This is a genomic window from Azorhizobium sp. AG788, assembly GCF_004364705.1.
Classification (GTDB): Bacteria; Pseudomonadota; Alphaproteobacteria; order Rhizobiales; family Xanthobacteraceae; genus Azorhizobium; species Azorhizobium caulinodans.
This window is the reverse complement of sequence record NZ_SOBM01000006.1, coordinates 441,171-463,744: the sequence shown is the minus strand read 5'-3', so window position 1 is coordinate 463,744 and position 22,574 is coordinate 441,171. Positions and strand designations below refer to the sequence as shown.

General features: G+C 67.4%; 19 protein-coding genes. 8 read left to right on the top strand and 11 right to left on the bottom strand.

Annotation, left to right across the window (positions count from 1 at the left end):
- The first annotated feature begins 14 nt into the window (after nucleotides 1-14).
- Entirely contained in the window at nucleotides 15-1,745 is a 1,731-nt protein-coding gene (locus DFO45_RS18155) for a tetratricopeptide repeat protein (protein WP_244421794.1), read from the top strand.
- 116 nt (nucleotides 1,746-1,861) lie between these two features.
- Nucleotides 1,862-2,800, top strand: coding sequence for a LysR family transcriptional regulator (locus DFO45_RS18150; protein WP_012169443.1), 939 nt, complete (start codon nucleotides 1,862-1,864; stop codon nucleotides 2,798-2,800).
- Between the two features lie 12 nt (nucleotides 2,801-2,812).
- Here DFO45_RS18150 and DFO45_RS18145 read toward each other — a convergent pair whose 3' ends face one another.
- The gene (locus DFO45_RS18145) at nucleotides 2,813-4,513 is read right to left on the bottom strand and encodes an NAD+ synthase (RefSeq protein WP_133866018.1); all 1,701 of its coding nucleotides are present in this window, start codon (nucleotides 4,511-4,513) and stop codon (nucleotides 2,813-2,815) included.
- Between the two features lie 240 nt (nucleotides 4,514-4,753).
- On the opposite strand from DFO45_RS18145, the gene DFO45_RS18140 reads away from it, so the two are divergent.
- The 3 genes from DFO45_RS18140 to DFO45_RS18130 all read left to right on the top strand — a co-directional run bounded on the left by DFO45_RS18140 (nucleotide 4,754) and on the right by DFO45_RS18130 (nucleotide 10,086).
- Entirely contained in the window at nucleotides 4,754-6,148 is a 1,395-nt protein-coding gene (locus tag DFO45_RS18140) for an HD domain-containing protein (protein ID WP_133865969.1), read from the top strand.
- 265 nt (nucleotides 6,149-6,413) lie between these two features.
- Complete coding sequence (locus DFO45_RS18135) at nucleotides 6,414-8,966, top strand: HWE histidine kinase domain-containing protein (RefSeq protein WP_133865968.1); 2,553 nt, start codon at nucleotides 6,414-6,416, stop codon at nucleotides 8,964-8,966.
- Between the two features lie 223 nt (nucleotides 8,967-9,189).
- Complete coding sequence (locus tag DFO45_RS18130) at nucleotides 9,190-10,086, top strand: dienelactone hydrolase family protein (RefSeq protein WP_166657172.1); 897 nt, start codon at nucleotides 9,190-9,192, stop codon at nucleotides 10,084-10,086.
- A 62-nt stretch (nucleotides 10,087-10,148) separates the two neighbouring features.
- On the opposite strand, the gene DFO45_RS18125 is transcribed toward DFO45_RS18130, so the two are convergent.
- Entirely contained in the window at nucleotides 10,149-10,985 is an 837-nt protein-coding gene (locus tag DFO45_RS18125) for a hypothetical protein (RefSeq protein WP_133865967.1), read from the bottom strand.
- Between the two features lie 217 nt (nucleotides 10,986-11,202).
- Between DFO45_RS18125 and DFO45_RS18120 the strand changes: the two genes are divergently transcribed.
- On the top strand, nucleotides 11,203-11,940 hold the full coding sequence (locus DFO45_RS18120) for a carbonic anhydrase (RefSeq protein WP_133865966.1): 738 nt from the start codon (nucleotides 11,203-11,205) through the stop codon (nucleotides 11,938-11,940).
- Nucleotides 11,941-11,988: 48 nt separating this feature from the next.
- Here the strand turns inward: DFO45_RS18120 and DFO45_RS18115 are convergent, their stop codons facing one another.
- The 8 genes from DFO45_RS18115 to DFO45_RS18080 form a co-directional block, all read right to left on the bottom strand.
- Nucleotides 11,989-13,038 (bottom strand): sulfate ABC transporter ATP-binding protein, encoded by a 1,050-nt coding sequence (locus DFO45_RS18115; RefSeq protein WP_133865965.1) that lies wholly within the window; start codon nucleotides 13,036-13,038, stop codon nucleotides 11,989-11,991.
- Nucleotide 13,039: 1 nt separating this feature from the next.
- Nucleotides 13,040-13,921: a sulfate ABC transporter permease subunit CysW gene (cysW, locus tag DFO45_RS18110; RefSeq protein ID WP_133865964.1), complete on the bottom strand. Its 882-nt coding sequence runs from the start codon at nucleotides 13,919-13,921 to the stop codon at nucleotides 13,040-13,042.
- Nucleotides 13,918-14,769 (bottom strand): sulfate ABC transporter permease subunit CysT, encoded by an 852-nt coding sequence (cysT, locus tag DFO45_RS18105; protein WP_133865963.1) that lies wholly within the window; start codon nucleotides 14,767-14,769, stop codon nucleotides 13,918-13,920. Before cysT ends, cysW begins: the two co-directional genes overlap by 4 nt.
- Nucleotides 14,770-14,914: 145 nt before the next feature.
- Complete coding sequence (locus tag DFO45_RS18100; protein ID WP_133865962.1) at nucleotides 14,915-15,925, bottom strand: sulfate ABC transporter substrate-binding protein; 1,011 nt, start codon at nucleotides 15,923-15,925, stop codon at nucleotides 14,915-14,917.
- A gap of 111 nt (nucleotides 15,926-16,036) precedes the next feature.
- Entirely contained in the window at nucleotides 16,037-16,738 is a 702-nt protein-coding gene (locus DFO45_RS18095; protein WP_245518176.1) for a phosphoadenylyl-sulfate reductase, read from the bottom strand.
- A gap of 29 nt (nucleotides 16,739-16,767) precedes the next feature.
- A complete protein-coding gene (locus DFO45_RS18090) occupies nucleotides 16,768-17,268 on the bottom strand; it encodes a DUF934 domain-containing protein (protein WP_133865960.1) in 501 nt (166 codons plus the stop codon).
- Nucleotides 17,255-18,907: a nitrite/sulfite reductase gene (locus tag DFO45_RS18085; RefSeq protein ID WP_133865959.1), complete on the bottom strand. Its 1,653-nt coding sequence runs from the start codon at nucleotides 18,905-18,907 to the stop codon at nucleotides 17,255-17,257. The genes DFO45_RS18090 and DFO45_RS18085 overlap by 14 nt, the downstream gene beginning before the upstream one ends.
- Nucleotides 18,908-18,929: 22 nt before the next feature.
- Nucleotides 18,930-19,244, bottom strand: a complete 315-nt coding sequence (locus tag DFO45_RS18080; protein ID WP_012169457.1) for a DUF2849 domain-containing protein — start codon at nucleotides 19,242-19,244, stop codon at nucleotides 18,930-18,932.
- A 224-nt stretch (nucleotides 19,245-19,468) separates the two neighbouring features.
- On the opposite strand from DFO45_RS18080, the gene cysD reads away from it, so the two are divergent.
- Both cysD and cysC read left to right on the top strand, forming a co-directional pair.
- The gene (gene cysD / locus DFO45_RS18075; protein WP_133865958.1) at nucleotides 19,469-20,263 is read left to right on the top strand and encodes a sulfate adenylyltransferase subunit CysD; all 795 of its coding nucleotides are present in this window, start codon (nucleotides 19,469-19,471) and stop codon (nucleotides 20,261-20,263) included.
- A gap of 9 nt (nucleotides 20,264-20,272) precedes the next feature.
- On the top strand, nucleotides 20,273-22,207 hold the full coding sequence (gene cysC / locus DFO45_RS18070) for an adenylyl-sulfate kinase (protein ID WP_133865957.1): 1,935 nt from the start codon (nucleotides 20,273-20,275) through the stop codon (nucleotides 22,205-22,207).
- Here the strand turns inward: cysC and DFO45_RS18065 are convergent.
- Nucleotides 22,153-22,536: a helix-turn-helix transcriptional regulator gene (locus tag DFO45_RS18065; protein WP_133865956.1), complete on the bottom strand. Its 384-nt coding sequence runs from the start codon at nucleotides 22,534-22,536 to the stop codon at nucleotides 22,153-22,155. The two genes, cysC and DFO45_RS18065, sit on opposite strands and share 55 nt — an antisense overlap.
- Nucleotides 22,537-22,574 lie beyond the last annotated feature (38 nt).

Below are 22,574 nucleotides of genomic sequence, written 5' to 3'. Positions count from 1 at the left end.
GGGATTCCCTCACGGTGAAGATTCTCTCCCTTTCATCGCCTCTGGCCCTCGCCCTTTCTCTGTGCACGGCGCTGGCCACCACCGCCCCCGCTTTCGCGAAAGAGGACCTGAGCGCGCCCGAGACCTCCGTCGCCGGTAGCTTCCTCTCCGCCCGTCTGGCGGGTGCCGAGCGCGATTCCGATGCCGCCGTGACCTATCTGCGGGCACTGATGAAGGCCGACCCGCGCAATGACGAACTGGTGGAGCGCGCCTTCTTCGCCATGCTGGTGGCCGGCGAGGTGGAAGAGGCGATGCCGCTGGCCGAGCGCCTCGTGAAGGTGGACCGCTCGCACCGCATCGCGCGCCTCGCCCTCGCGGCGCGGGCCATCAAGCGCGGCCAGTATCAGACCGCCCGCACCAATCTCTCCCTGTCCGTCCGCGGCCCGATCGGCGACCTCACCGCCACCCTGCTTGCCGCCTGGACCATGGTCGGCTCCGGCAACGCCAAGTCCGGCGTCGAACTGATCGACCGCCTGCAGGGGCCGGACTGGTACGCCGCCTTCAAGGACATCAACGCCGGTCTCATCCTCGATGCCGCCGGCCTCAAGAAGGAAGCGGGCAAGCGGCTGGAGAAGGCGGCGCAGACCGATCCGGCGACGCTGCGCGCGGTGGATGCCTATGCCCGCTGGCAGTCGCGCAACGTCGACAAGGAAACGGCGCTCGCCACCTATCAGGCGTTCGAGAAGCTGCTGCCCCGCCATCCGCTGGTGATGTCGGCGGAGGCGGAACTGCAGGCCGGCAAGACGCTCGGCCCGCTGATCCGCACCCCACAGGAAGGCGCGGCCGAAGTGCTCTACAGCCTCGGCGCCGCCCTCGGCCGCCAGGGCGGCGAAGACCTCGCCATGGTCTATCTCCAGCTCTCCTTGTGGCTGGCGCCCGATCATCCGCTCGCCGGCCTGACGCTGGCCGACCTCTATGAGCAGCTCAAGCAGCCGCTGAAGGCCATCAGCGTCTATGAGAAGATTCCCGCCAATTCGCCGCTGAAGCGCAATGCGGAAGTGCAGATGTCCATCAATCTGGACATCGCCGGCAAGTTCGACGAGGCGCGCAAGCATCTGGTCGCGCTGGTGGAGAGCGATCCCAAGGACACCGACGCGCTGGTGGCGCTCGGCGGCCTCTATCGCGGCCACAAGATGTATGCGGAATGCGCCGACACCTATGGCAAGGTCATCGACCAGCTGAAGGAGCCGACCCGCAACAACTGGACGCTGTTCTACTTCCGGGGCATCTGCAACGAGCGCAACAAGAACTGGCCCGCCGCCGAGGCGGACCTCAAGATGGCGCTCAAGCTCTATCCCGATCAGCCGCACGTGCTGAACTATCTCGGCTATTCGTGGGTGGACCAGGGCCTCAACCTCGATCAGGCGCTGGACATGATCCGCAAGGCCGTGTCGCTGCGTCCGGACGACGGCTACATCGTCGACAGCCTCGGCTGGGCCTATTACCGCCTCGGCCGCTATGACGATGCGGTCACCGAGCTGGAGCGGGCGGTGGAGCTGAAGCCGCAGGATCCCGTCATCAATGACCATCTGGGCGATGCCTACTGGAAGGTGGGCCGGAAGCTGGAAGCGACCTTCCAGTGGGCGCATGCGCGCGATTCCAAGCCCGAGCCGGAAGACCTGACGAAGATCGAGAAGAAGCTGCAGAGCGGGCTGGAAGAAGAGCCGCCGGTCAAGAAGGCCGAAGAGCAGCAGAAGGGCGGCTGACCCGCCGCGAGGTCGGGCCGCCTCCCGCGTTGTTCTGGATGCGGGGGGCTGGTTTTCTGCGTAGAGCGCGATACCATCGATGGTGGCGACCCTCGGTTGTAAGGCGGCCCTATGACATGATTGCCTGGGACGACTTCCGGCTGGTCAAAGCCATAGCGGAGACACGATCCCTCGCCGGTGCCGCGGAGGTGCTGGGGGTCAACCATTCCACGGTCTTCCGGCGCCTCGGCGCGCTGGAGGCCCTGCTCGGAGCGCGCCTGTTCGAGCGCGCCCGCACCGGCTATGCTCCGACCGTGACCGGGGAAGAACTGGTCCGCCTTGCCGAGCGCATGGGCGAGGAAATCACCTCCATCGAGCGCCGCATCACGGGACGCGACCTGCGCCCCTCCGGCGAACTGCGCGTCACCACCAACGACACGCTGCTGGTGCATCTCCTGACGCCGGTCTTCGCCTCCTTCCGCGCGGCCTATCCCGAAATCCGGCTGGAGATCATCGTCTCCAACCAGACCCTCAACCTCACCAAGCGCGATGCGGACGTGGCGGTGCGGGCGAGCGACCGCCCGGGCGATGCGCTGGTCGGGCGGCGCGTGGCCTCCATCGCCTGGGGCGTCTATGGGGCGGCGGGCGGTCCCGACACGCGGGCCTTCGAACTCGCCCACATGCGCCAGCACAATTGGGTGGGCTTCGCCGAACCCATCGGCGCCATCAAGGCCGCCAAATGGCTGAAGGAGCGGGCTGGCGAGGACCGCATCGTCTATCGCGTGAATACGCTGCTCGGTCTTGCCCAGGCGGCGGCGGCCGGCATGGGGCTGGCCGTGCTGCCCTGCTTCATCGGCGCGGCGACGCCCGGCCTCACGCGGTTGCAGGCGCTCGATGCGGAGATCGACGGCAGCCTCTGGCTGCTCACCCATCCCGACATCAAGCAGACCGCCCGCGTGCGGGCCTTCATGGATTATGTGGGGCGTGAACTCGGCAAGCGCCGCGCCATATTGGAGGGGCGCGACGGTGACGCCGCCGAGCCGCTTGGCAGTGACGACGTCGTTTCCGTGGCGTGAAGCGCGCCGGCGTCAGCCGAGATCGCGGAAACCGTTGGTGATCGGATAGCGCCGGTCGCGGCCGAAATTGCGGGTCGTCACCTTCACGCCCGGCGCCGCCTGCCGGCGCTTGTATTCGGCGATGTTCAGCATCCGCTCCACGCGCTTCACCACCGCCGGGTCGAAGCCGTCCGCGATGAGCTGCGCCACAGGGGTCTCCGCTTCCACGAGGCGGGCGAGGATGGCGTCCAGCACCTCATAGGGCGGCAGCGAATCCTGATCCTTCTGGTTCTCGCGCAGTTCCGCCGTCGGCGGCTTGTCGATGAGGGCGTCGGGAATGACGATGCCGTCCGGCCCCAGCGCGCCCGTGGGCTTCCAGGTGTTGCGCAGGCGGGAGAGGCGGAAGACCTCGGTCTTGTAGAGATCCTTGATGGGATTGTAGCCGCCGTTCATGTCGCCATAGAGCGTGGCATAGCCGGTGGACATCTCCGACTTGTTGCCGGTGGTCACCACCATGGCCCCGAACTTGTTTGAGACCGACATGAGGAGCGTGCCGCGCACGCGGGACTGGAGGTTCTCCTCCGTCACGTCCCGCTCCCGGCCGGCGAAGAGGGGGGCGAGCAAGCCCTCCAGCGCCTCCACGGCGGGGGCGATCGGCAGCGTGTCGTAGCGCACCCCGAGCCGTCGGGCGACGTCGGCGGCATCCGAGAGGCTGTCCTGCGATGTGAAGCGATAGGGCAGCATGATGCAGTGGACCCGCTCCGGTCCCAGCGCATCCACCGCCATGGCGGCGCAGATGGCGCTGTCGATGCCGCCGGAGAGGCCGAGCACCACGCCGGGGAAGCGGTTCTTGTTCACATAGTCCTTGAGGCCGAGGACGCAGGCCGCATAGTCCGCCTTGTCGCCTTCGAGGCGGTCGGCGAAGGGGGCTTCCTCGCACTTCCAGCCGTTCTCATAGCGCCGCCACTGCGTGGTGCGCACCCGCTCCGCAAAGCCGGGGAACTGCATCACCTGCGTGCGGTCGGCATTGAGCGCGAAGGAGGCGCCGTCGAACACCAGTTCGTCCTGCCCGCCCACCTGATTGACATAGAGCAGCGGCAGGCCGCTCTCCACCACGCGGGCCACCGCGATGTTGGCCCGCTCGTCATAGACCGAGCGGCGATAGGGCGAGCCGTTGGGCACGATGAGGATTTCGGCGCCCGTCTCGGACAGGCACTCCACCACGTCCGGCCCCCAGATGTCCTCGCACACCGGCACGCCAAGGCGAACGCCCTTGAAGGGGATCGGGCCGGGCAGGGGGCCGGGCACGAACACGCGCTTCTCGTCAAAGACGCCATAATTCGGCAGGTCCACCTTGAAGCGCTTGGCCGCGATGCGTCCGCCTTCCAGCAGGAAGACGCCATTGTGCAGGTGCCCATCCTCCACCCAGGGTGCGCCGACCAGCAGCGCCGGGCCGCCGACGGTCTCCGCCGCGAGTTCGTCCAGCGCCGCGCGGCAGGCTTGCTGGAAGGCGGGCTTCAGCACCAGATCCTCCGGCGGATAGCCGGCGAGGAACAGTTCGGAGAACACCACGAGGTCCGCGCCCTGAAGCGCCGCCTCGTCCCGCGCCATGCGGACCTTCTCCGCATTGCCGGCGACATCGCCCACCACCGGGTTCAACTGCGCCACCGCGATGCGCAGCGTTTCGGCGGGGACGGTGGCGGCGGTTTCGGATGCGGAGAGAGAAGCGGTCATGGCGCCCCGGCAGAAAATGGCGCCCCAGATGTAGCCGCGCCGCGCCCATGCGGCAATGCACGTGGGCCGCATGGGCGCTCCGCCGGTTCGGCGGGTGTCTTGTCCGCCCCTCACGCCTTCCACTTGCGGGCGGGCGGCAAGGGCAGGTCTACTCGCCGGCGCGGGGGCACCAGCCCCGGGCGAGCACGCGCTGCTAAGGCAGAAGGCGGATGAGGAGGCTGTGTGACGCGGGACGCGGACATGACGGGGGCGTCTGAGGACGGGACGTCCGCACCCGGCGCTGCGGCGACGGCGGCCGATCATGTCCTGCTGGCTGATCTGCTGGCCGCGCTCAGCCATGCGCTCGACCTCACCGAGGGCCAGGCGGAAGGCCATTGCCTGCGCTGCTGCTGGATCGGGGTGCGGATCGGCCAGGAGCTGGGCCTGCCCGAGGCACAACTGGCGGACCTGTCCTATACGCTGATCCTCAAGGATCTCGGTTGCAGCTCCAATGCGGCGCGGATCTGCGAACTCTATCTGGCCGACGATCGCACCATCAAATCCGGTTCGAAGCATCTGGATGGCAGCCTCAAGCAGGCGCTGCGCTTCGTGCTCGCGCATACCGGGCTGCAGGCCGGGCCGGCGGAGCGCCTGCGCGCCATCGTCCGCATCGTCCGCAACGGTGGCAGACTGACGCGCGAGCTGATCGAGACCCGCTGCGTGCGCGGCGCGGAGATCGCCCGCCTCATGCGTTTTTCCGACGCGGTGGCACGGGGCATTCGCGGTCTGGATGAACATTGGGACGGCTCCGGCAAACCGGGCGGCCTGAAGGGCACCGCCATCCCGCTGTTCTCCCGCATCGCGCTGCTGGCGCAGGTGGCGGACGTGTTCTTCACCGCCGGCGGATCCGAGGCGGCGGTGGCGGAAGTCACCAGCCGCGCGGACGGCTGGTTCGAGCCCCGTCTCGTCGAGGCTTTCCGCCGGGTGGCGGCGCAGCCGGGCTTCTGGGAGACCCTGGCCTCGGCGGAGCTTCAGGATGCCATCGCGGGCCAGGTGCCGCTGCATGTGCGGGCCACGGTGGATGACGACTATCTCGACGACATCGCCGCCGCCTTCGCGCAGGTGATCGACGCCAAGAGCCCCTTCACCGCCGGCCACAGCGCCCGCGTGACCGATGTGGCGGACACCATTGCCGCCGAGATGGGCCTGCCGGACCTGCGCCGGCGCTGGTTGCGGCGGGCGGCGCTGCTGCACGACATCGGCAAGCTCGGCGTCAGCAACACCATTCTCGACAAGCCCGGTCCCCTGGAGCCGGAGGAGCGGGCGGCCATGCAGCGCCATGCGGAGCTGTCGGAAACCATCCTCGCGCGCATCCGCCCCTTCCGCCATCTGGCCGCCGTCGCCGGTGCCCATCACGAGCGGCTGGACGGAAAGGGCTATCCGCGCGGCCTTTCGGGGGCGGCCATCGATCTCGACACCCGGATCATTACCACCGCCGACATCTTCGATGCCCTCACCGCCGATCGGCCCTATCGCGCGGCCATGTCCGTTGCGCGGGCGCTGGAGATCATGGAAGAGATGAGTGGCACCGCTCTGGACCCCGCCTGCCTGGCGGCGCTGCGCCGGACGCTGGATCGGCCCCCCGGTGCCGGATGATCGCGCCCCCGACGCCGGTGAGATAAGCGCTTCCTGGAGGGCGTTTGAGGTGTGCTCCCGCCCCTCGCACGCCGGCCGGCCCGTGCCACTCACCTTGCTCGGGTCAACGACATCTGCCCAGAGAATTTCCACGGTACTCCGGAACAATCGACGGCAAGCGATGTTGTCGTCCATCCGCTGTATTCGGGGTGCCGCTTGAGATCCCGGGGATGGGGGCTTGGCCCGTTCGACAAAGGCGTCGGAGGGCCGTCGCGGGACCTGATGAATGCCGAATGCCGAAGCCGTCGACCTGACCAATTGCGATCGCGAGCCCATCCATATCCCCGGCTCTATCCAGCCCCACGGGTGCCTGATCGTCTGTACGCCGGATGCGGGCCATATCCTCTGTCACTCCGCCAACGCGGCCGATGTGCTTCATCTGCCCTCCGCCGGCATCAACGGCCTGCGGCTTGAGGCGGTGCTTGGTGGCAAGGCCGCCCACGACATCCGCAATGCGCTGACGACGGCCACCGATCCCTCGCGGCCGGGCCTGCTGCTGGGCCTCAATATCGGCGAGTGCGCCTTCGACGTGGCGGTCCATATCTACAAGGGCGTCGTCATCATCGAATGTGAGGCGGCGCCGAAAGGGCGCTGGGGTACCCCTGTGGAATTCGTCCGGGCGCTCATCTCGCAGGTGAGCCGGCTGGGCGAACCGGACGTGCTGCTGCGCCGGGCCAGCCATCTGGTGCGCACGCTGCTGGGTTATGACCGGGTGATGATCTACCGGTTCGATGCCGACGGTTCGGGCAAGGTGGTGAGCGAGGCCCGGATGCCAAGCCTCGAGAGCTTCCTCGGCCAGCACTTTCCCGCCGGCGACATTCCCCGCCAGGCGCGCGAACTCTATCTGAAGAACATCATCCGCATCGTCTCGGATTCTTCCGGCGCCCGCATCCCCCTGGAACCCGAGTTCAATGCGTCGGGCGAGCCGCTGGATCTGTCCTTCGCCCATCTGCGCAGCGTCTCGCCCATCCATTGCGAATATCTGCGCAACATGGGCGTCAGCGCCTCCATGTCGCTCTCCATCGTCATCGGCGGCCAGCTCTGGGGCCTGATCGCCTGCCATCATTACAGCCCACGCGTCCTCTCCATGGCCGAGCGCATCGGCGCCGAGATGTTCGCCGAATTCTTCTCGCTGCACCTGGAAGCGGTGAACCACCGCGAGAAGCTGGAAGTGGCCACCCGTGCCCGCCGGACGCTCGACCGCATCCTCGGGCATGCCGCCCGCTATGCGGGGCTCCCCGAGCTTCTGCGTGGCTCGCTGGCGGACTTCATGGGCCTGATGCCCTGCGACGGTGTGGGCCTCTGGATCGAAGGCGAATGGACGAGCCACGGCGTGGCCCTGCCGGCCCCGGCGGCACCCGCGCTCGCCCGCGCGGTGGCCACCCATGGCGAGGGGCCGGTGTGGGCGAGCCATACCCTCTCCCACATCCTGCCGGAGGCGTCCGCTTATGGCGTCCCCGTGGCCGGCGCTCTCGCCATTTCCCTCTCGCACCGCCCGCGCGACTATCTGTTCTTCTTCCGCAAGGAGGCGGTGCAGACGGTGGAATGGGCGGGCAACCCGCACAAGCATTACGCCACTGGCCTCCACGGTGACCGGCTCACCCCGCGCAAGAGCTTCGCCATCTGGAAGGAAACGGTGGAGCACCAGTCCTGGCCCTGGACGCAGGCCGACCGCGACATCGCCGAAGCCGCTCGCAATGCCCTGGTGGAGATCGTGCTGCGGCACAATGAGCTGCTGGCCGACGAGCGCGGCAAGGCGGACGTGCGCCAGCGCCTGCTGAATGAGGAGCTCAACCACCGGGTCAAGAACATCCTCGCCCTCATCAAGTCGCTGGTGTCCCATCCAGTGACCGAGGCGACCGATGTCGCGAGCTACTCCCGCAGCCTCAAGGGACGCATCGAGGCCCTGGCCTATGCGCACGATCAGGTGGTGCGGGGCGATGGCGGCGGGCTGCTGTCGGACCTTCTCACCGCCGAGCTGTCGCCCTATCGCGACGCCACGGCGGTGACGCTGGACGGGCGGCCGCTGATGCTGGACGCGCAGGCCTTCTCGGTGATGGCGCTGGTGTTTCATGAGATGGCGACCAATGCCGCCAAATACGGCAGCCTCTCCACGCCCGGCGGTCGGCTCATGGTGCGCTGGGTGCCGGCTCCGGCGGGCGGCTGTGACATCACCTGGGAGGAAAGCGGCGGGCCGCCGGTCCAGGCCGCAGGGCGACGCGGGTTCGGCTCCGTGCTCGTGGACCGCAGCGTGCCCTATGACCTCGGCGGCTTCAGCGCCATCGAATATCTGGTGAGCGGCGTGAAGGCGCGCTTCAGCATTCCCGGCCGCCACATCACCTGGCAGGGCAGCGATCCGAGGACAGTTGCGCCTGCTTCGGCTTTTGACGCCCCGCCGCCCGATGACCTGCCGCTGCGCGGGCTCAGTCTGCTGGTGGTTGAGGACCAGTTGCTGATCGCCATGGAGGCGGAGGCCATGCTGCTGGCGCTCGGCGCGGAAGCGGTGGAGACCTGCAACTCGGCGCTGGAGGCGGAGAACCGCCTTGCGCGGTTCCGTCCCGATGCGGCGGTGCTGGACATTCACCTCAGCGGCGGGACCTCCGTTCCGGTGGCACAGGAACTGCGTCGGCGGCAGATTCCGTTCGTGTTCGCCTCCGGCTATGCGGATCTCGACAACATCCCCGACGAGCTTGCCGACGTGCCATTGGCCCGCAAGCCCTATGACGGCAAGGCGCTTGCCTTCGCGCTGACACAGGCGCGGGCGGAAGCCGGTGTTTAGGCGCGGTCCGAATGCCCGTTCAGGCCTTTGCGTTCTTCACGGGAATGTAAGCGTCAGCGCGCCGGTTAGGCCTCGCCCTTGCCGGGGTGGCATGCCACTCTCCGCCGCCCTCGATCGGACGTAACGTAACGAACGTGTCAAACCGCCCGAACTTCCGTTTCGCGCAGGCTTTGGGTCCGGCGTCGGCCAATCCTTTTTTCCGCCCTGTCCGTTGGAGGTTCGCATGACGTCTCCCATTGCCGCGCCACGTGCCCCCGCTCCCGAATTGCAGGGCCTCGACGGCCTCGTACGCGAGCCCTTCTCCCGCCGCGGCTTCGTGATGACCACGGTGATCACCGGCTTCACCCTCGCCACCACCACGGTGCTGGCGCAGGCCATCCACACGGACGCCACCGGCCTCGTGGCCGGCGAGGTGCAGATCCCCACCTCCGACGGCAACATGCCGGGCTATCGCGCCATGCCGGAAGGCAATGGCCCGTTCCCGCTGGTGATCGTCATCGAGGAGATCTTCGGCGTCCACGAATACATCAAGGACACCTGCCGCCGCCTCGCCAAGCTCGGCTATTGCGCGGTGGCGCCCGAGCTCTATGCCCGGCAGGGCGACCTCACCAAGATGACCGACGTGCAGCAGATCGTCAGTCAGGTCATCTCCAAGAAGCCCGATGCCGAGATGCTGTCCGACCTCGATGCGGCGGTGGCCTGGGCGGTGAAAGATTCCAAAGCGGACGGCAACCGCCTCGCCGTGACCGGCTTCTGCCGCGGCGGGCGCGCCACCTGGCTCTATGCCGCCCATAACCCCAAGGTGAAGGCGGCCGTGGCGTGGTACGGCCCGCTCGGCGGCCAGCGCACGGACATCCAGCCGAAGACCGCCGCCGAAGTGGTGGCCGATCTCAAGGCGCCGGTGCTCGGCCTCTATGGTGGCGCTGACACGGGCATTCCGGTGGCTGATGTGGAGAAGCAGCGCGACGCCGCCAAGGCGGCGGGCAAGACGGTCGAGATCGTCATCTATCCCGACACGCCCCACGCTTTCCATGCCGACTACCGGCCGAGCTATCGCAAGGAAGCGGCCGAAGACGGCTGGAAGCGCATGCTCGCCTGGTTCAAGCAGTACGGCGTCTGATCCGAGGACACGGGGCCGGCGTCGAACGCCGGCCCCGTGCTTCCGCCGGCTCTGCGCTGCCCTCAGGCGGCAGCGCGCAAGGCGGCCTCCGATGCCGATTGGGACATGAGCGCCATGTTGGCGCCGAACCAGCGTTCCAGCAGGCTGATGAGCGAAGGGGCGACATCGACGCCGCGCCCGCCGCTGCCGGAGACCTCAAGAAAGCCGGCTGCCTGCGCCGCCCGCAGCAGGTTGACGAGATGGCTGCGGGAGACGCCGAAGCGCTTGGCGGTCGGCGTCAGGGGCAGATCAACGGTGCCCGGCCGCGCCCGCCCCCCTTCCACGGGCAGTTGCAGGAAGATGCTGAGCAGCACCATGTAGCCCGCATCGGCGCTGGTGAAGACGGCGAGTTCCGGAAAGCCGTCGGGCAGGCGCGTCCCGCGCAGATAATAGCCGCCCGCCGCGCGATGAAAATTCTCCAGAAATGCCGCGTCGTGGTCCAGCCGGGCGAGATAGGACGTGCCGGGACAGAGCGCCTCGATGCCGCGCATGTGGATCACCGTATAGATGCGCACGTGATCCCACAGGCGCGCGGTGGGCACGAGCAGCTTGCTGCGGCGGTCCTCGGTGGGCTTGGGCGCGACGAAGCCGGCCATCCGCATCAGGCCGAGAAAGGCCGTCACCCGGCCGGGGCTCGCGACCCCATGAGCGGCGCACAGCTCGCGCAGGCGGCTGAGGGTGAGACCATCGGCGGGATCGCGCGGATCGCGGTGCAAATGAAGCTGAAGCGCGAGACTTGAAATAAGAAACCGCCCCTCCTCATTGACGATCTTGTTGAGGATGGGGGATGATCGGTACAAACGCACCAGATCAAGGGCATATCTTCTTAGCGCACCGGCAAAGGCCTCATGGCTTCGCATGTTTTCGCCTTGCTGAATAAAGGTGCGCAAGGCGGTATCATTGACGGTCATCGGTGCGGTCTCGACAATACACACGTGCCGCGAGTTTGACAAAATTTGGTCGAGTTCGAAACAGCGGTTTCTTCAAGCCGCGAAGGTCTCCATACAAGCGATGGGGGCCTTAATCCGCCCATCGCGGCAAGGCACTGCTCCATAAGGAAGATCAGGGAGACACCGGATGTGTGAACTGTGCACGACCAATGGCCTGTCGCGGCGCCACCTCCTCGGCGGTGGCATGGCGGTGGCCGGTCTCGCCGCGGCGGGCCTGCTCGGCGGCCTCGCCACTCCGACGGCCGCCCTGGCGCAGGCGACGCGGCCCAACGACATCCCGCCCGCCGAGGCCCTGAAGCGCCTCAAGGACGGCAATGCCCGCTACGCCGCCAACAAGCCGCGGCAGCATGATTTCTCCGCGGGCCGCGCCGCCCGCGCCTCGGCCCAGTATCCCTTCGCGGCCATCCTGAGCTGCGCGGATTCCCGCGTCGCGCCGGAACTTGCCTTCGATCAGGGGCCGGGCGAATTGTTCGTCTGTCGCGTCGCCGGCAACTTCGTGAATGAGGACGGCCTCGCCAGCCTTGAATATGGCGTGCAGGTTCTCGGCCTGCCGCTCATCATGGTGCTCGGCCATACCAATTGCGGCGCCATCGATGCCACCATCAAGGTGGTGAAGGACAACATCACTTTGCCGGGCCATCTGCCGGGTCTCGTGAATGCCCTGAAGCCGGGCATCGAGGCGGCCATTGCCAAGCAGCCGAAGGATCTGCTCGCCACGGCCATCGAGGAGAACGTGCGCTTCAACGTGCGCCGCCTGCGCGATGCCTCGCCCATCCTCTCCAAGGCGGTGGCGGACAAGAAGCTTCAGGTGGTCGGCGGCGTTTACGAGATCGGCACCGGCAAGGTGACCGCCATCGAGGCGTGACGCGTTTCGGGCGCCGGTTCACCGGCGCCCGTCCTGCGCAGGACATCCTCAGGCCGAAGCGCCGAACACCCTGTATCGGCGCGGCAGCAGGCCGACGCGCCCGCCCGTCTCCAGCACCTCATCGTGCGGAATGGCGGCTTCCACGATGACCGGGCCGTTCTCGCCCGCGATCTCGATGTCCGCCCGGCGCAGCGGGCCATAGGTGCGCACCGCCAGCACGCGGCCCGAGAAGGGGGCCTCGTCCGGAGCGGCGAATTCCACATCATGGGGGCGGGTGAGGAGGCGGGCCGGCCCATCGGCCGCGCCCTGGCTGTCCAGTGTCAGCGCCCGCTCGCCCACGTAGAGCTGGCCCGCGCGCACCTGCGCCGGCAAGGCCAGCGTCTCGCCGATGAAATCGTGCACGAAGGCGGTGGCGGGGTGGTCATAGACCTCGTTGGGCGTGCCCACCTGCTCGATCTTGCCGTGGCCCATCACCACCACCCGGTCGGCCAGCTCCAGCGCCTCCTCCTGATCGTGGGTGACGAGGAGGGACGTGACCGGCAGTTCCTCGTGCAGATGCCGCAGCCAGCGGCGCAATTCCTTGCGCACCTTGGCGTCGAGCGCGCCGAAGGGCTCGTCCAGCAGCAGCACGCGGGGCGAGATGGCCAGCGCGCGGGCGAGCGCCACGCGCTGGCGCTGGCCGCCGGAGAGCTGGCCGGGATAGCGGTCTGCCAGCCAGTCGATCTGCACGAGGTGCAGCAGCTCGTTGACCTTCTCGCGGATGGCGGCCTCGGGCAGCTTGTCGGCGCCCTTGCGCACGCGCAGGCCGAAGGCGACGTTCTCGAACACGCTCATGTGCCGGAACAGGGCATAGTGCTGAAAGACGAAGCCCACGTTGCGGTCCCGCACCGAGCGATCAAGGGCATTCACCCCGTCGAACTGCACCTCTCCCTCATCCGGCCAGTCGAGGCCGGCGATGATGCGAAGCAGCGTCGTCTTTCCCGAGCCGGAGGGGCCGAGCAGGGCGACGAGCTCGCCGCTGCGCACACGCAGCGAGACATTGTCGAGGGCGGTGAAGGATTTGAAGCGCTTGGAGACGCCGATCACGTCGATGGTCATCTCAATGCTCCTGTGCGAGGCGGTGTTCGAGAATGGACTTGGCGCAGAGCGTGACCAGCGCGAGCAGGGCCAGCAGCGAGGCCACCGCGAAAGACGCCGCGAACTGATACTCGTTGTAGAGGATCTCGATCTGCAGCGGCATGGTGTTGGTGAGGCCGCGAATGTGGCCGGACACCACGGAGACGGCGCCGAACTCGCCCATGGCGCGGGCGTTGCAGAGCAGGACGCCGTAGAGCAGCGCCCATTTCACATTCGGCAGCGTCACGCGGAAGAAGGTGGAGAGGCCTGAGGCGCCGAGCGAGATGGCCGCCTCCTCCTCCGCCGTGCCCTGCTCCTGCATCAGCGGGATCAGTTCCCGCGCCACAAACGGGAAGGTGACGAAGACGGTCGCGAGTACGATGCCCGGAATGGCGAAGACGATCTTGATGTCGTGCGCCTGGAGGAAGGGGCCGAGCAGGCCCTGGCTGCCGAACAGCAGCACGAAGACCAGACCGGCCACCACCGGAGACACGGAAAAGGGCAGGTCGATGAGGGTGATGAGCGCGCTCTTGCCCCAGAAATCGAACTTGGCGATGGCCCAGGAGGCGACGAGCCCGAACACCAGATTGAGGCTCACCGATATGGCGGCCACCAGCAGCGTGAGCTGGATCGCCGCGATGGCGTCGGGGTCGGCAAGGGCAGACACATAGGTGTCCCAGCCCTTGGCGAAGGCCTGGATGAAGACGGAGACGAGCGGCAGGCCGATCACCAGCGCGAGGAAGACGAGTGCCACCGTGATGACGGCGAAGCGCACCAGCGGCGGCTCGGTGTGCACGGGCGGCGCACGACGGATCGCCTGCGCCTGAACCGAGACAGGGGGAGGGGCGAGATCGGCCACGCTCATCGCTCGCTGGTCCGCCGTTCGGTCCATTGCTGGAGCCGGTTGATGATGAGGAGAAGGATGAAGGACGCAACCAGCATCACGACGGCGATGGCGGTGGCGTCCGCATAGCGGAACTCCTCCAGCCGAACGACGATGAGCAGAGGCGCAATCTCCGAAACGTTCGGCATGTTGCCGGCGATGAAGATGACCGAGCCGTATTCTCCGATGCCCCGCGCGAAGGCGAGGGAAAAGCCGGTGAGCAGGGCTGGCCAGACGGTGGGCAGCACCACGCGCCAGATCGTCTCGAAGCGACTGGCGCCAAGGCTGGCGGCGGCCTCTTCATATTGCTTGTCGAGATCCGCCAGAACCGGCTGGATGGTGCGCACCACGAAGGGCAGGCCCACAAAGACGAGGGCCACCAGAATGCCGAGCGGGGTGAAGGCGACCTTGATGCCGAGCGGCGCCAGCAGGCTGCCGATCCAGCCGTTTTCCGCATAAAGCGCGGTCAGCGAAATGCCGGCCACTGCCGTCGGCAGCGCGAAGGGCACGTCCACGATGGCATCCACCAGCCGGCGGCCGGGGAAATCGTAGCGCACCAAGGCCCAGACCACGATGGTCCCGAACACGGCATTCACGATCGCCGCCGCGAACGAGATGCCGAACGACACCCAGAGCGCGTGGAGCGTGCGCGGGCCCGTCACGACGGCAATGAAGCGGTCGAGGGTCAGTTCCGTGGTCTTCAGGAAGAGGGCTGCGAGCGGGATGAGCACGATGAGGCTCAGCCACGTGACGGTCAGCCCGAACGTCAGCCCGAAGCCGGGGATGACGCTGCGCGGCCGGAAGAAGGAAGCTCGTGTGGCTGCCGCCATGGTGACATCCGCGTCGTGAGAGGCCCGCCGTGCCGGACCGGATCAGGAGGATGCGGCGGAACTTGCCGCCGCGCCTTGATCCAGCCCGCACCGGCTGGAGCGTTCCGAGGGGCTGCTGCGCTGGCGGCAGCCCCTCACGTCCGGCTCAGTTGCCGTAGATCTTGTCGAACACGCCGCCGTCGGCGAAGAACTTCTGCTGCGCCTTGGTCCAGCCCCCGAACACCTCGTCGATGGTGAAGGTCCGGGTCTTGGCGAACTTGTCCTTGTACTTCTCGGCCACCGAGGCGAGACGCGGGCGATAATAATTGCGGGCCGCGATCTCCTGGCCTTCCGGCGTGTAGAGATACTTGAGATAGGCTTCCGAAATCTCCCGCGTGCCCTTCTTGTCGACATTCTTGTCCACCACCGCCACCGGCGGCTCGGCCAGAATGGTGTAGGGCGGGGTGACGATGTCGAACTTGTCGGGGCCCAGCTCGTTCACCGAGAGATAGGCCTCGTTCTCCCAGGCGATCAGCACGTCGCCGAGGCCGCGCTCCACGAAGGTAATGGTGGCGCCGCGCGCGCCGGTGTCGAGCACGGGCACGTTCTTGAACAGGGCCGTCACATAGGCGAGGGCCTTCTGCTCGTCGCCATTGTTCTTCTTCAGCGCATCGCCCCAGGCCGCGAGGAAGTTCCAGCGGGCGCCGCCGGAGGTCTTGGGATTGGGGGTGATGACCTTGATGCCCGGCTTCACCAGATCATCCCAGTCCTTGATGCCCTTCGGATTGCCCTTGCGGACGAGGAAGACGATGGTCGAGGTGTAAGGCGAGGAATTGTCCGGCAGGCGCTTCTGCCAGTCCTTGTCCAGCAGGCCCTTGGCCGCGATGGCGTCGATGTCATAGGCGAGCGCCAGCGTCACCACGTCGGCGGGGCTGCCGTCGATGACCGTGCGGGCCTGCGCGCCCGAGCCGCCGTGCGACTGGCGGATGGTCACATTGTCGTTCGGATGGTCCTTCTTCCAGAAGGCGGTGAAGGCCTTGTTGAAGTCGGTATACAGCTCGCGGGTGGGGTCGTAGCTCACATTGAGCAGATTGATGTCCGCCGCGCGCGCGGGAGCGCCGGCAAGGCTCAGGGCAAGCGGGGCGGCGATTAGGGCCGCTGCCAGACGTTTGAACATCAAGACCTCCTGTGGGCGCGCCTTGAGGCGCATTCGTTCGTCACGTCGAACGATACAGGCCCATTCTGTAAGGTCAATCGATTTACTGAATAAAATCGATGAAAATAAAAATTACAAAACTTCGCTGTCTTTTGGCACGTGGATGCCGCATTCCGTCTTCGCCTGTCCGCGCCAGCGGCCGGCCCGCGGATCTTCCCCCGGCTTGACCCGCGACGTGCAGGGCATGCAGCCGATGGAGGCGAAGCCGAACCTCTGCATGGGATGGCGCGGCAGGTCGTGGGCGGTCATCCAACCCTCGATATCGTCCGGCCCGAGCGCCGCGAGCGGATTGAACTTGATGCGTCCCTCGTCCGCTTCAACGAACGGAATGTTCGCTCGCGTCACCGCCTGATAGCGCTTGCGGCCATTGATCCAGGCCTCAAAGGGCGCGAGTGCACGCCCGAGCGGCTCCACCTTGCGCAGGGCGCAGCAGGCATCCGTATCGCTCGCCCAGAGGTCGTTGTCGGCGTCCCGCTCCGCCCGAAGCTGTTCGTCCGGCCGGTAGGTGCGCACGTCCGTGAGGCCGAGCCGGGCAATGAGCGTGTCGCGATAGTCGAGCGTTTCGGTGAAGAGATGGCCGGTGTCGAGGAACAGCACCGGTACCGAGCGATCCACCTGCGCGATCATGTGCAGCAGCACCGCAGATTCCGTCCCGAAGGAGGAGACGGCGGCGATGCGCCCCCGGTGGCCGCCGATGGCGCGCTCCAGCACGTCGAGCGGCGACGCCCCCTCGAGCGTTGCCGCGAGGCGCGCCGCCTCGTCGGCCAGGTCGATCTGTGTCGCAAGCGCGGACACGGCGCGCCTCAGACCGAGCGCGCCGCCGCGAGGCGGGCCCGCAGCGGGGTCGGGCGTCCGTCGCCGGTGGGCTGGTAGAAGACGGAATAGGTCTTCAGCTCCTTCTCCACGGCCTGTGCATCCGCCTCCTTGGCGACATCCAGCGCATCGAAGCCACAGCGGACCATGAGCAGGAACTGGTCGCGCAGCACGTTGCCGATGGCACGCAGCTCGCCCTTGTAGCCGAGGCGTTCGCGCAGCAGGCGGGCCTGCGTATAGGCGCGGCCATCGCGGAACTTCGGGAACACGAGGGCAACCACGGCCAAGCGGTCCACGAAGGGCGCGAGGTCCAGCACGTCCTTGCTGTTGGGCCAGATGACACCCACGGGCTGGTTGCGGGCAAACAGCGCGTCGGCCTCCTTCAGCAGCCGCTCGGCGGAGACGAGGGCGGGCGCGTCCGGCAGGGTTTCGTCGTCAGCGACGGTCACGAAAGCGTCGCGGACGAGCTTTCCGTTCTTAACGAGCGGCATAGGCGCGCTCCTTGAAAGGTTCGATGCCAAGCCGCTGCACGGCGGCGATGAAGGTCTCGCTCGGGCTCTGGCGCAGCTCTACATAGGCATCGAGGATGCGTTCCACCACGTCCACCACTTCCGATTCCGGAACGGCCGGGCCGATCAGCTCGCCGAGGCGCGCCTTGTGGTTGGCCTTGCCGCCCAGCGTGATCTGGTAGAATTCCTCGTCCTTCTTCTCGACGCCGAGAATGCCGATGTGCCCCACATGATGGTGGCCGCAGGCATTGATGCAGCCCGAGATGTTGAGGTGGACGCGGCCGATGTCCGCCGCCCGCTCGTGGTCCGCGAAGCGCTTGGTCAGGTCCTGCGCCAGCGGAATGGAGCGGGCATTGGCCAGCGAGCAGTAATCGAGGCCGGGGCAGGCGATGATGTCCGAGATCAGGCCCACGTTGGGGGTGGCGAGGCCGAGCTTGTCGAGCGCGCGCCACAGCTCCGGCAGATCCTTCTGCCGCACGTGGGGCAGGGTGAGGTTCTGTTCATGGGCGACGCGGATTTCGCCATAGGCAAAGCGGTCCGCGAGGTCCGCGATGGCGTCCATCTGCTCGGCGGTGGCGTCGCCCGGAGGTCCGCCCACGGGCTTCAGCGAGATGGTGACGATGGCATGGCCCGGCACCTTGTGCGGCGCCACCGAATTGCCGAACCAGCGGGCGAAGGCGCTATCTGCCTTCGCAGCGACCAGCACCTCGGGCTCGTCCGTCAGCGCCTCGAAATCCGGCTCCTTGAAATGGGCGCGGATGGCGTCGATGGCGGCATCGTCGAGGGTGAGGGCGCCGTCCTTGATCTGCGCCCACTCTTCTTCCACGCGGCGGGTGAATTCCTCGGTGCCGATCTCATGCACCTGGATCTTGATGCGCGCCTTGTAGATGTTGTCGCGCCGGCCGCCCGCATTATAGGTGCGCAGCACCGCTTCCAGATAGGAGAGCAGGTGGTGGCGGGGCAGGAACTCGCGGATTGTCTTGCCAACGAAGGGCGTGCGGCCGAGGCCGCCGCCGACGATCACCTCGAAGCCGGTCTCGCCGTCGCTCTGGTGCAGGCGCAGACCGATGTCGTGCACGCGGATGGCGGCGCGGTCGTGCTTGGCGGCCGTGATGGCGATCTTGAACTTGCGCGGCAGGTAGGTGAATTCCGGGTGGAGGGTAGACCACTGCCGGATGATCTCCGCATAGAGGCGGGGATCCTCGATCTCCTCCGGCGTCGCCGCCGCCCAGGGATCGGTGGTGGTGTTGCGGATGCAGTTGCCCGAGGTCTGGAGGCCGTGGAGGCCGGCGCGGGCGAGGTCCGCCATGGCGTCGGGCAGCTCTTCCAGCTTGATCCAGTTGAACTGGATATTCTGGCGGGTGGTGAAATGGCCGTAGTTGCGGTCATAGCGCCGGGCCACATGGGCGAGCGCGCGCATCTGGTCGGCCGAGAGCGTGCCATAGGGAATGGCGATGCGCAGCATATAGGCGTGCAGCTGGAGGTAGACGCCGTTCATGAGCCGCAGGGGCTTGAACTCCTCCTCGTTCAGTTCGCCCGAGAGGCGGCGGCGCACCTGGTCCCGGAACTCATCCACGCGCTCCTGCAGGAAGGTCCGGTCGAATTCGTCATACACATACATGGGGTCAGGTTCCGTCGCTCGCTCAGGCGGCGCCCGGCAGGGCAATGGTGGGGCCGCCAACGCGGATGCGCTCGCGCAGGTTGACCGGATGCGGCCGGCCGTCGGTGCCGATCTCCACGCGGGCGGGATAGGCGCCGACCGCATTGGCCTCGTCCGCATTGGCGGTGGCGAGCAGCTTCAGCACCTCGTCGGCCGTGGTCAGCACGGCGGCCTCGGCGAGGTCGCTCGCCCAGTCGCCCCGCGCGGTGAGCCACACCACGATCCCATCGGTGAGCCGATTGGCGGTGATGACGGTGGGGCCCGTGATCTTGAGCTTCTGCTGCAACGGTGAGGTCATGAAGGCCGGTCCGGTTTCGGATCAGGTTTTCCCTAATTCCGAATTTTTGATGTTAATTAATGAGGTTGACGTAATTCCAAAGTTAAAATAGCGATCGCCAATATGCAATCGCCAAATGAGGCGTCCGCACCCCTGTCCCGTGCCAACCTGCCGCTCGTGGCGGATGGGCGGCGGGGGTATAAGGACCAAGGCGATGCGGGACCTTTGGGAAAGGAACGACGGGCATGAACCGTCTGGACGCGCTTGAGGCGCAGAGCATCTTCATTCTGCGCGAGGCCTTCGCCCAATTGCGGAAGGTGGCCCTGCTCTGGTCGCTGGGCAAGGATTCCAACGTCATGATCTGGCTGGCGCGCAAGGCGTTCTTCGGCCGCGTGCCCTTTCCCTGCATGCATGTGGACACCGGCCGGAAGTTTCCGGAGATGTACGACTTCCGCGACCGTTATTCGAAGGAATGGGGCCTCGATCTTCTGCTGGAGGAATGCCCGCCCATCGAGAGCACGGACCCGACCCTGCCGCCCGCCGCCCGCTCCGCCGCCCGCAAGACGGAAGGCCTGCGCCTCGCGCTCGCCAAGCACGGCTTTGACGGCGTGATCGCCGGCATTCGCCGCGATGAGGAGCCGACACGCGCCAAGGAGCGCTTCTTCTCCCCGCGCGGCACCGATGGCGCGTGGAACGTGCGCGAGCAGCCCCCGGAATTCTGGGACCAGTACAACACGGCGCTCACCCCCGGCGCCCATCTGCGCATCCATCCCATCCTGCATTGGACGGAGATGGACATCTGGGCCTACACGAAGCGCGAGAACATTCCCGTCATCCCGCTGTATTTCTCGAACGGCGGCAAGCGCTACCGCTCACTGGGCGACAAGGACATCACCTTCCCGGTGGATTCCGACGCTTCAACCCTGGACGAAATTCTCGCGGAACTCGCCGTGACCAAGACCTCGGAACGGTCCGGCCGCGCCATGGACCATGAGAGCGAAGACGCCTTCGAGCGCCTGCGCACCGCCGGATATCTGTGAGGCAGTCCGATGAACGCTCTTTCCGCCACCAAGGCTCCCGCGCAGCCGGTCGCTTCCTCTTCCGCCTCGGCCGTGCCCGCCGAGCGTGAGCTGCTGCGCATCGTCATCGTCGGCCATGTGGACCATGGCAAGTCCACCCTCGTCGGCCGCATCCTGCACGAGACCGGCGCCCTGCCGGACGGCAAGCTGGAGATGATCAAGGCCGTCTCCGCCCGCCGGGGCATGCCCTTCGAGTGGTCCTTCCTGCTCGACGCGCTTCAGACCGAGCGCGACCAGGGCATCACCGTGGACACGACGCAGATCCGCTTTGCGACGGAAAAGCGTGACTATCTGCTGATCGATGCGCCCGGCCATGTTGAATTCTTGCGCAACATGATCACCGGCGCGGCGCAAGCCGATGCCGCCGTGCTCCTGATCGACGCCGCCGAGGGCGTGCGCGAGCAGACCCGCCGCCACGCCTTCCTGCTGCATCTGCTGGGCCTCAAGCAGGTGATCGTGGCGGTGAACAAGATGGATCGCGTGGGCTATGACCGCGCGGTGTTCGCCAAGATCGAGGCGGATGTCGCCGCCTATCTCGACGGCTTCGGCCTGCATCCGGCGTTTGTCGTGCCGCTCTCCGCCCGCGAGGGCGGCTTCGTGAAGGAGCGCGCGGCGGGCGCCGAATGGTACGCCGGGCCGACCATCCTTGAGGGGCTCGACCAGCTCTCCGCGCCGCTCGGCCTAGGCGATCTGCCGCTGCGCTTCCCCGTGCAGGCGGTCTACAAGTTTGATGAGCGGCGCATCATTGCCGGCCGCATTGAGAGCGGGCATCTGGCGGTGGGGGACGAGCTCACCTTCGAACCGTCGGGTGCCACCGCCCGCATCCGCTCGCTGGAAGCCTGGCCCGGTCCGGCGCCGACCACGGCGACGGCGGGGCAGTCCATCGGCGTCACGCTGGACAAGGACATCTTCGTCGCCCGTGGCGACGTGGCGGCCCATGGCAACCTGCGCCCGCGCGCCGCGCGCCGGCTCACCGCCCGCGTGTTCTGGCTGGCCGATGCGCCGCTGAAGGCGGGCACGGCGGTGACCGTGCGCCTCGCCACCAACAGCGCCACCGGCATCGTGCGCAGCGTTGCGAGCGCCGTGGACCCGGCCAACCTCACCACTGAGGGCGTCGCCGCGCTCGGCCGCAACCATGTGGGCGAGGTGGACATTGCGCTCCACCGCCCGCTGGCGGCGGATGCCTATGCCATCAATCCCATCCTCGGACGCATCGTCATCGAGGTGGACCGCAAGATTGCCGGCGGCGGCATCGTCCTGTCGGCCGCCAGCGAGGACAAGTCGCCGGCCCCCAAGGGCGAGGTGGTGGCGGTGGACAGCGCCGTGCGCCCCGCCGACCGCCTCGCGCGCTATCGCCATGGCGGCGCGGTGCTCTGGCTGACGGGCCTGCCGGCGGCCGGCAAGTCCACCGTGGCGCGGGCGCTGGAGAAGCGCCTGTTCGACCTCGGCGGCGCGCCGCTGTTCCTGGATGGCGACACCCTGCGCACGGGTCTCAACGGCGACCTGGGCTTCCTGCCCGAGGACCGTTCGGAGAACATCCGCCGCGTCGCGGAGGTGGCGACCTTCCTCGCCCGCAACGGGCAGGTGGCCATCGTCGCGCTCGTCTCACCCACCCGCGCCGACCGGGCGCGGGCGCGGGAGATTGCCGGCGCCTTCTTCCACGAGGTGCATGTGCGTGCGCCGCTGGACGTGTGCGAGGCACGCGATCCCAAGGGCCACTATGCCCGCGCCCGCAAGGGCGAGATGGCCAACTTCACCGGCATCAGCGCGCCGTATGAGGAGCCGGAGCAGCCGGAACTGGTGCTCGACACCACTGCCGACCTCCCCCTCTGCATTCAGGCGCTGGAAGGCTATCTCGCCGGCGCCGGCGTGCTCGCCCCGCCGGATGGCGACGCCAGCATCTGAGCCTCAGCTGCGGCGGGGCCTTCCGGTTCCGCCGCCAGCAGGGCCTCCATGAGGCCCGGGAAGCGGGCATCGAGATCGGCGCGGCGCAGCGTGTTCGAGCGCCCGTTGCCGAGGTCCACCTGCCGGATGAGGCCGGCTTCCCGCAGCACGCGGAAATGATGGGTGCGGGTGGCCTTGGCCACGGGCAGGCAGAAGCTGGCGCAGAGGTAGGGCCCGTCTGCGCGGGCGAGCTGCAGCACCACGCGCCGCCGGTGCGGATCGGCGAGCGCCGCCAGCACGCGGCTGAGATCCAGTTCATCGGTCTCGGGATGCCAGAGGTCCGCGTCCAAAATTCAATCCTCTTTCGCCCTTCCGTCTTGCGCGATGG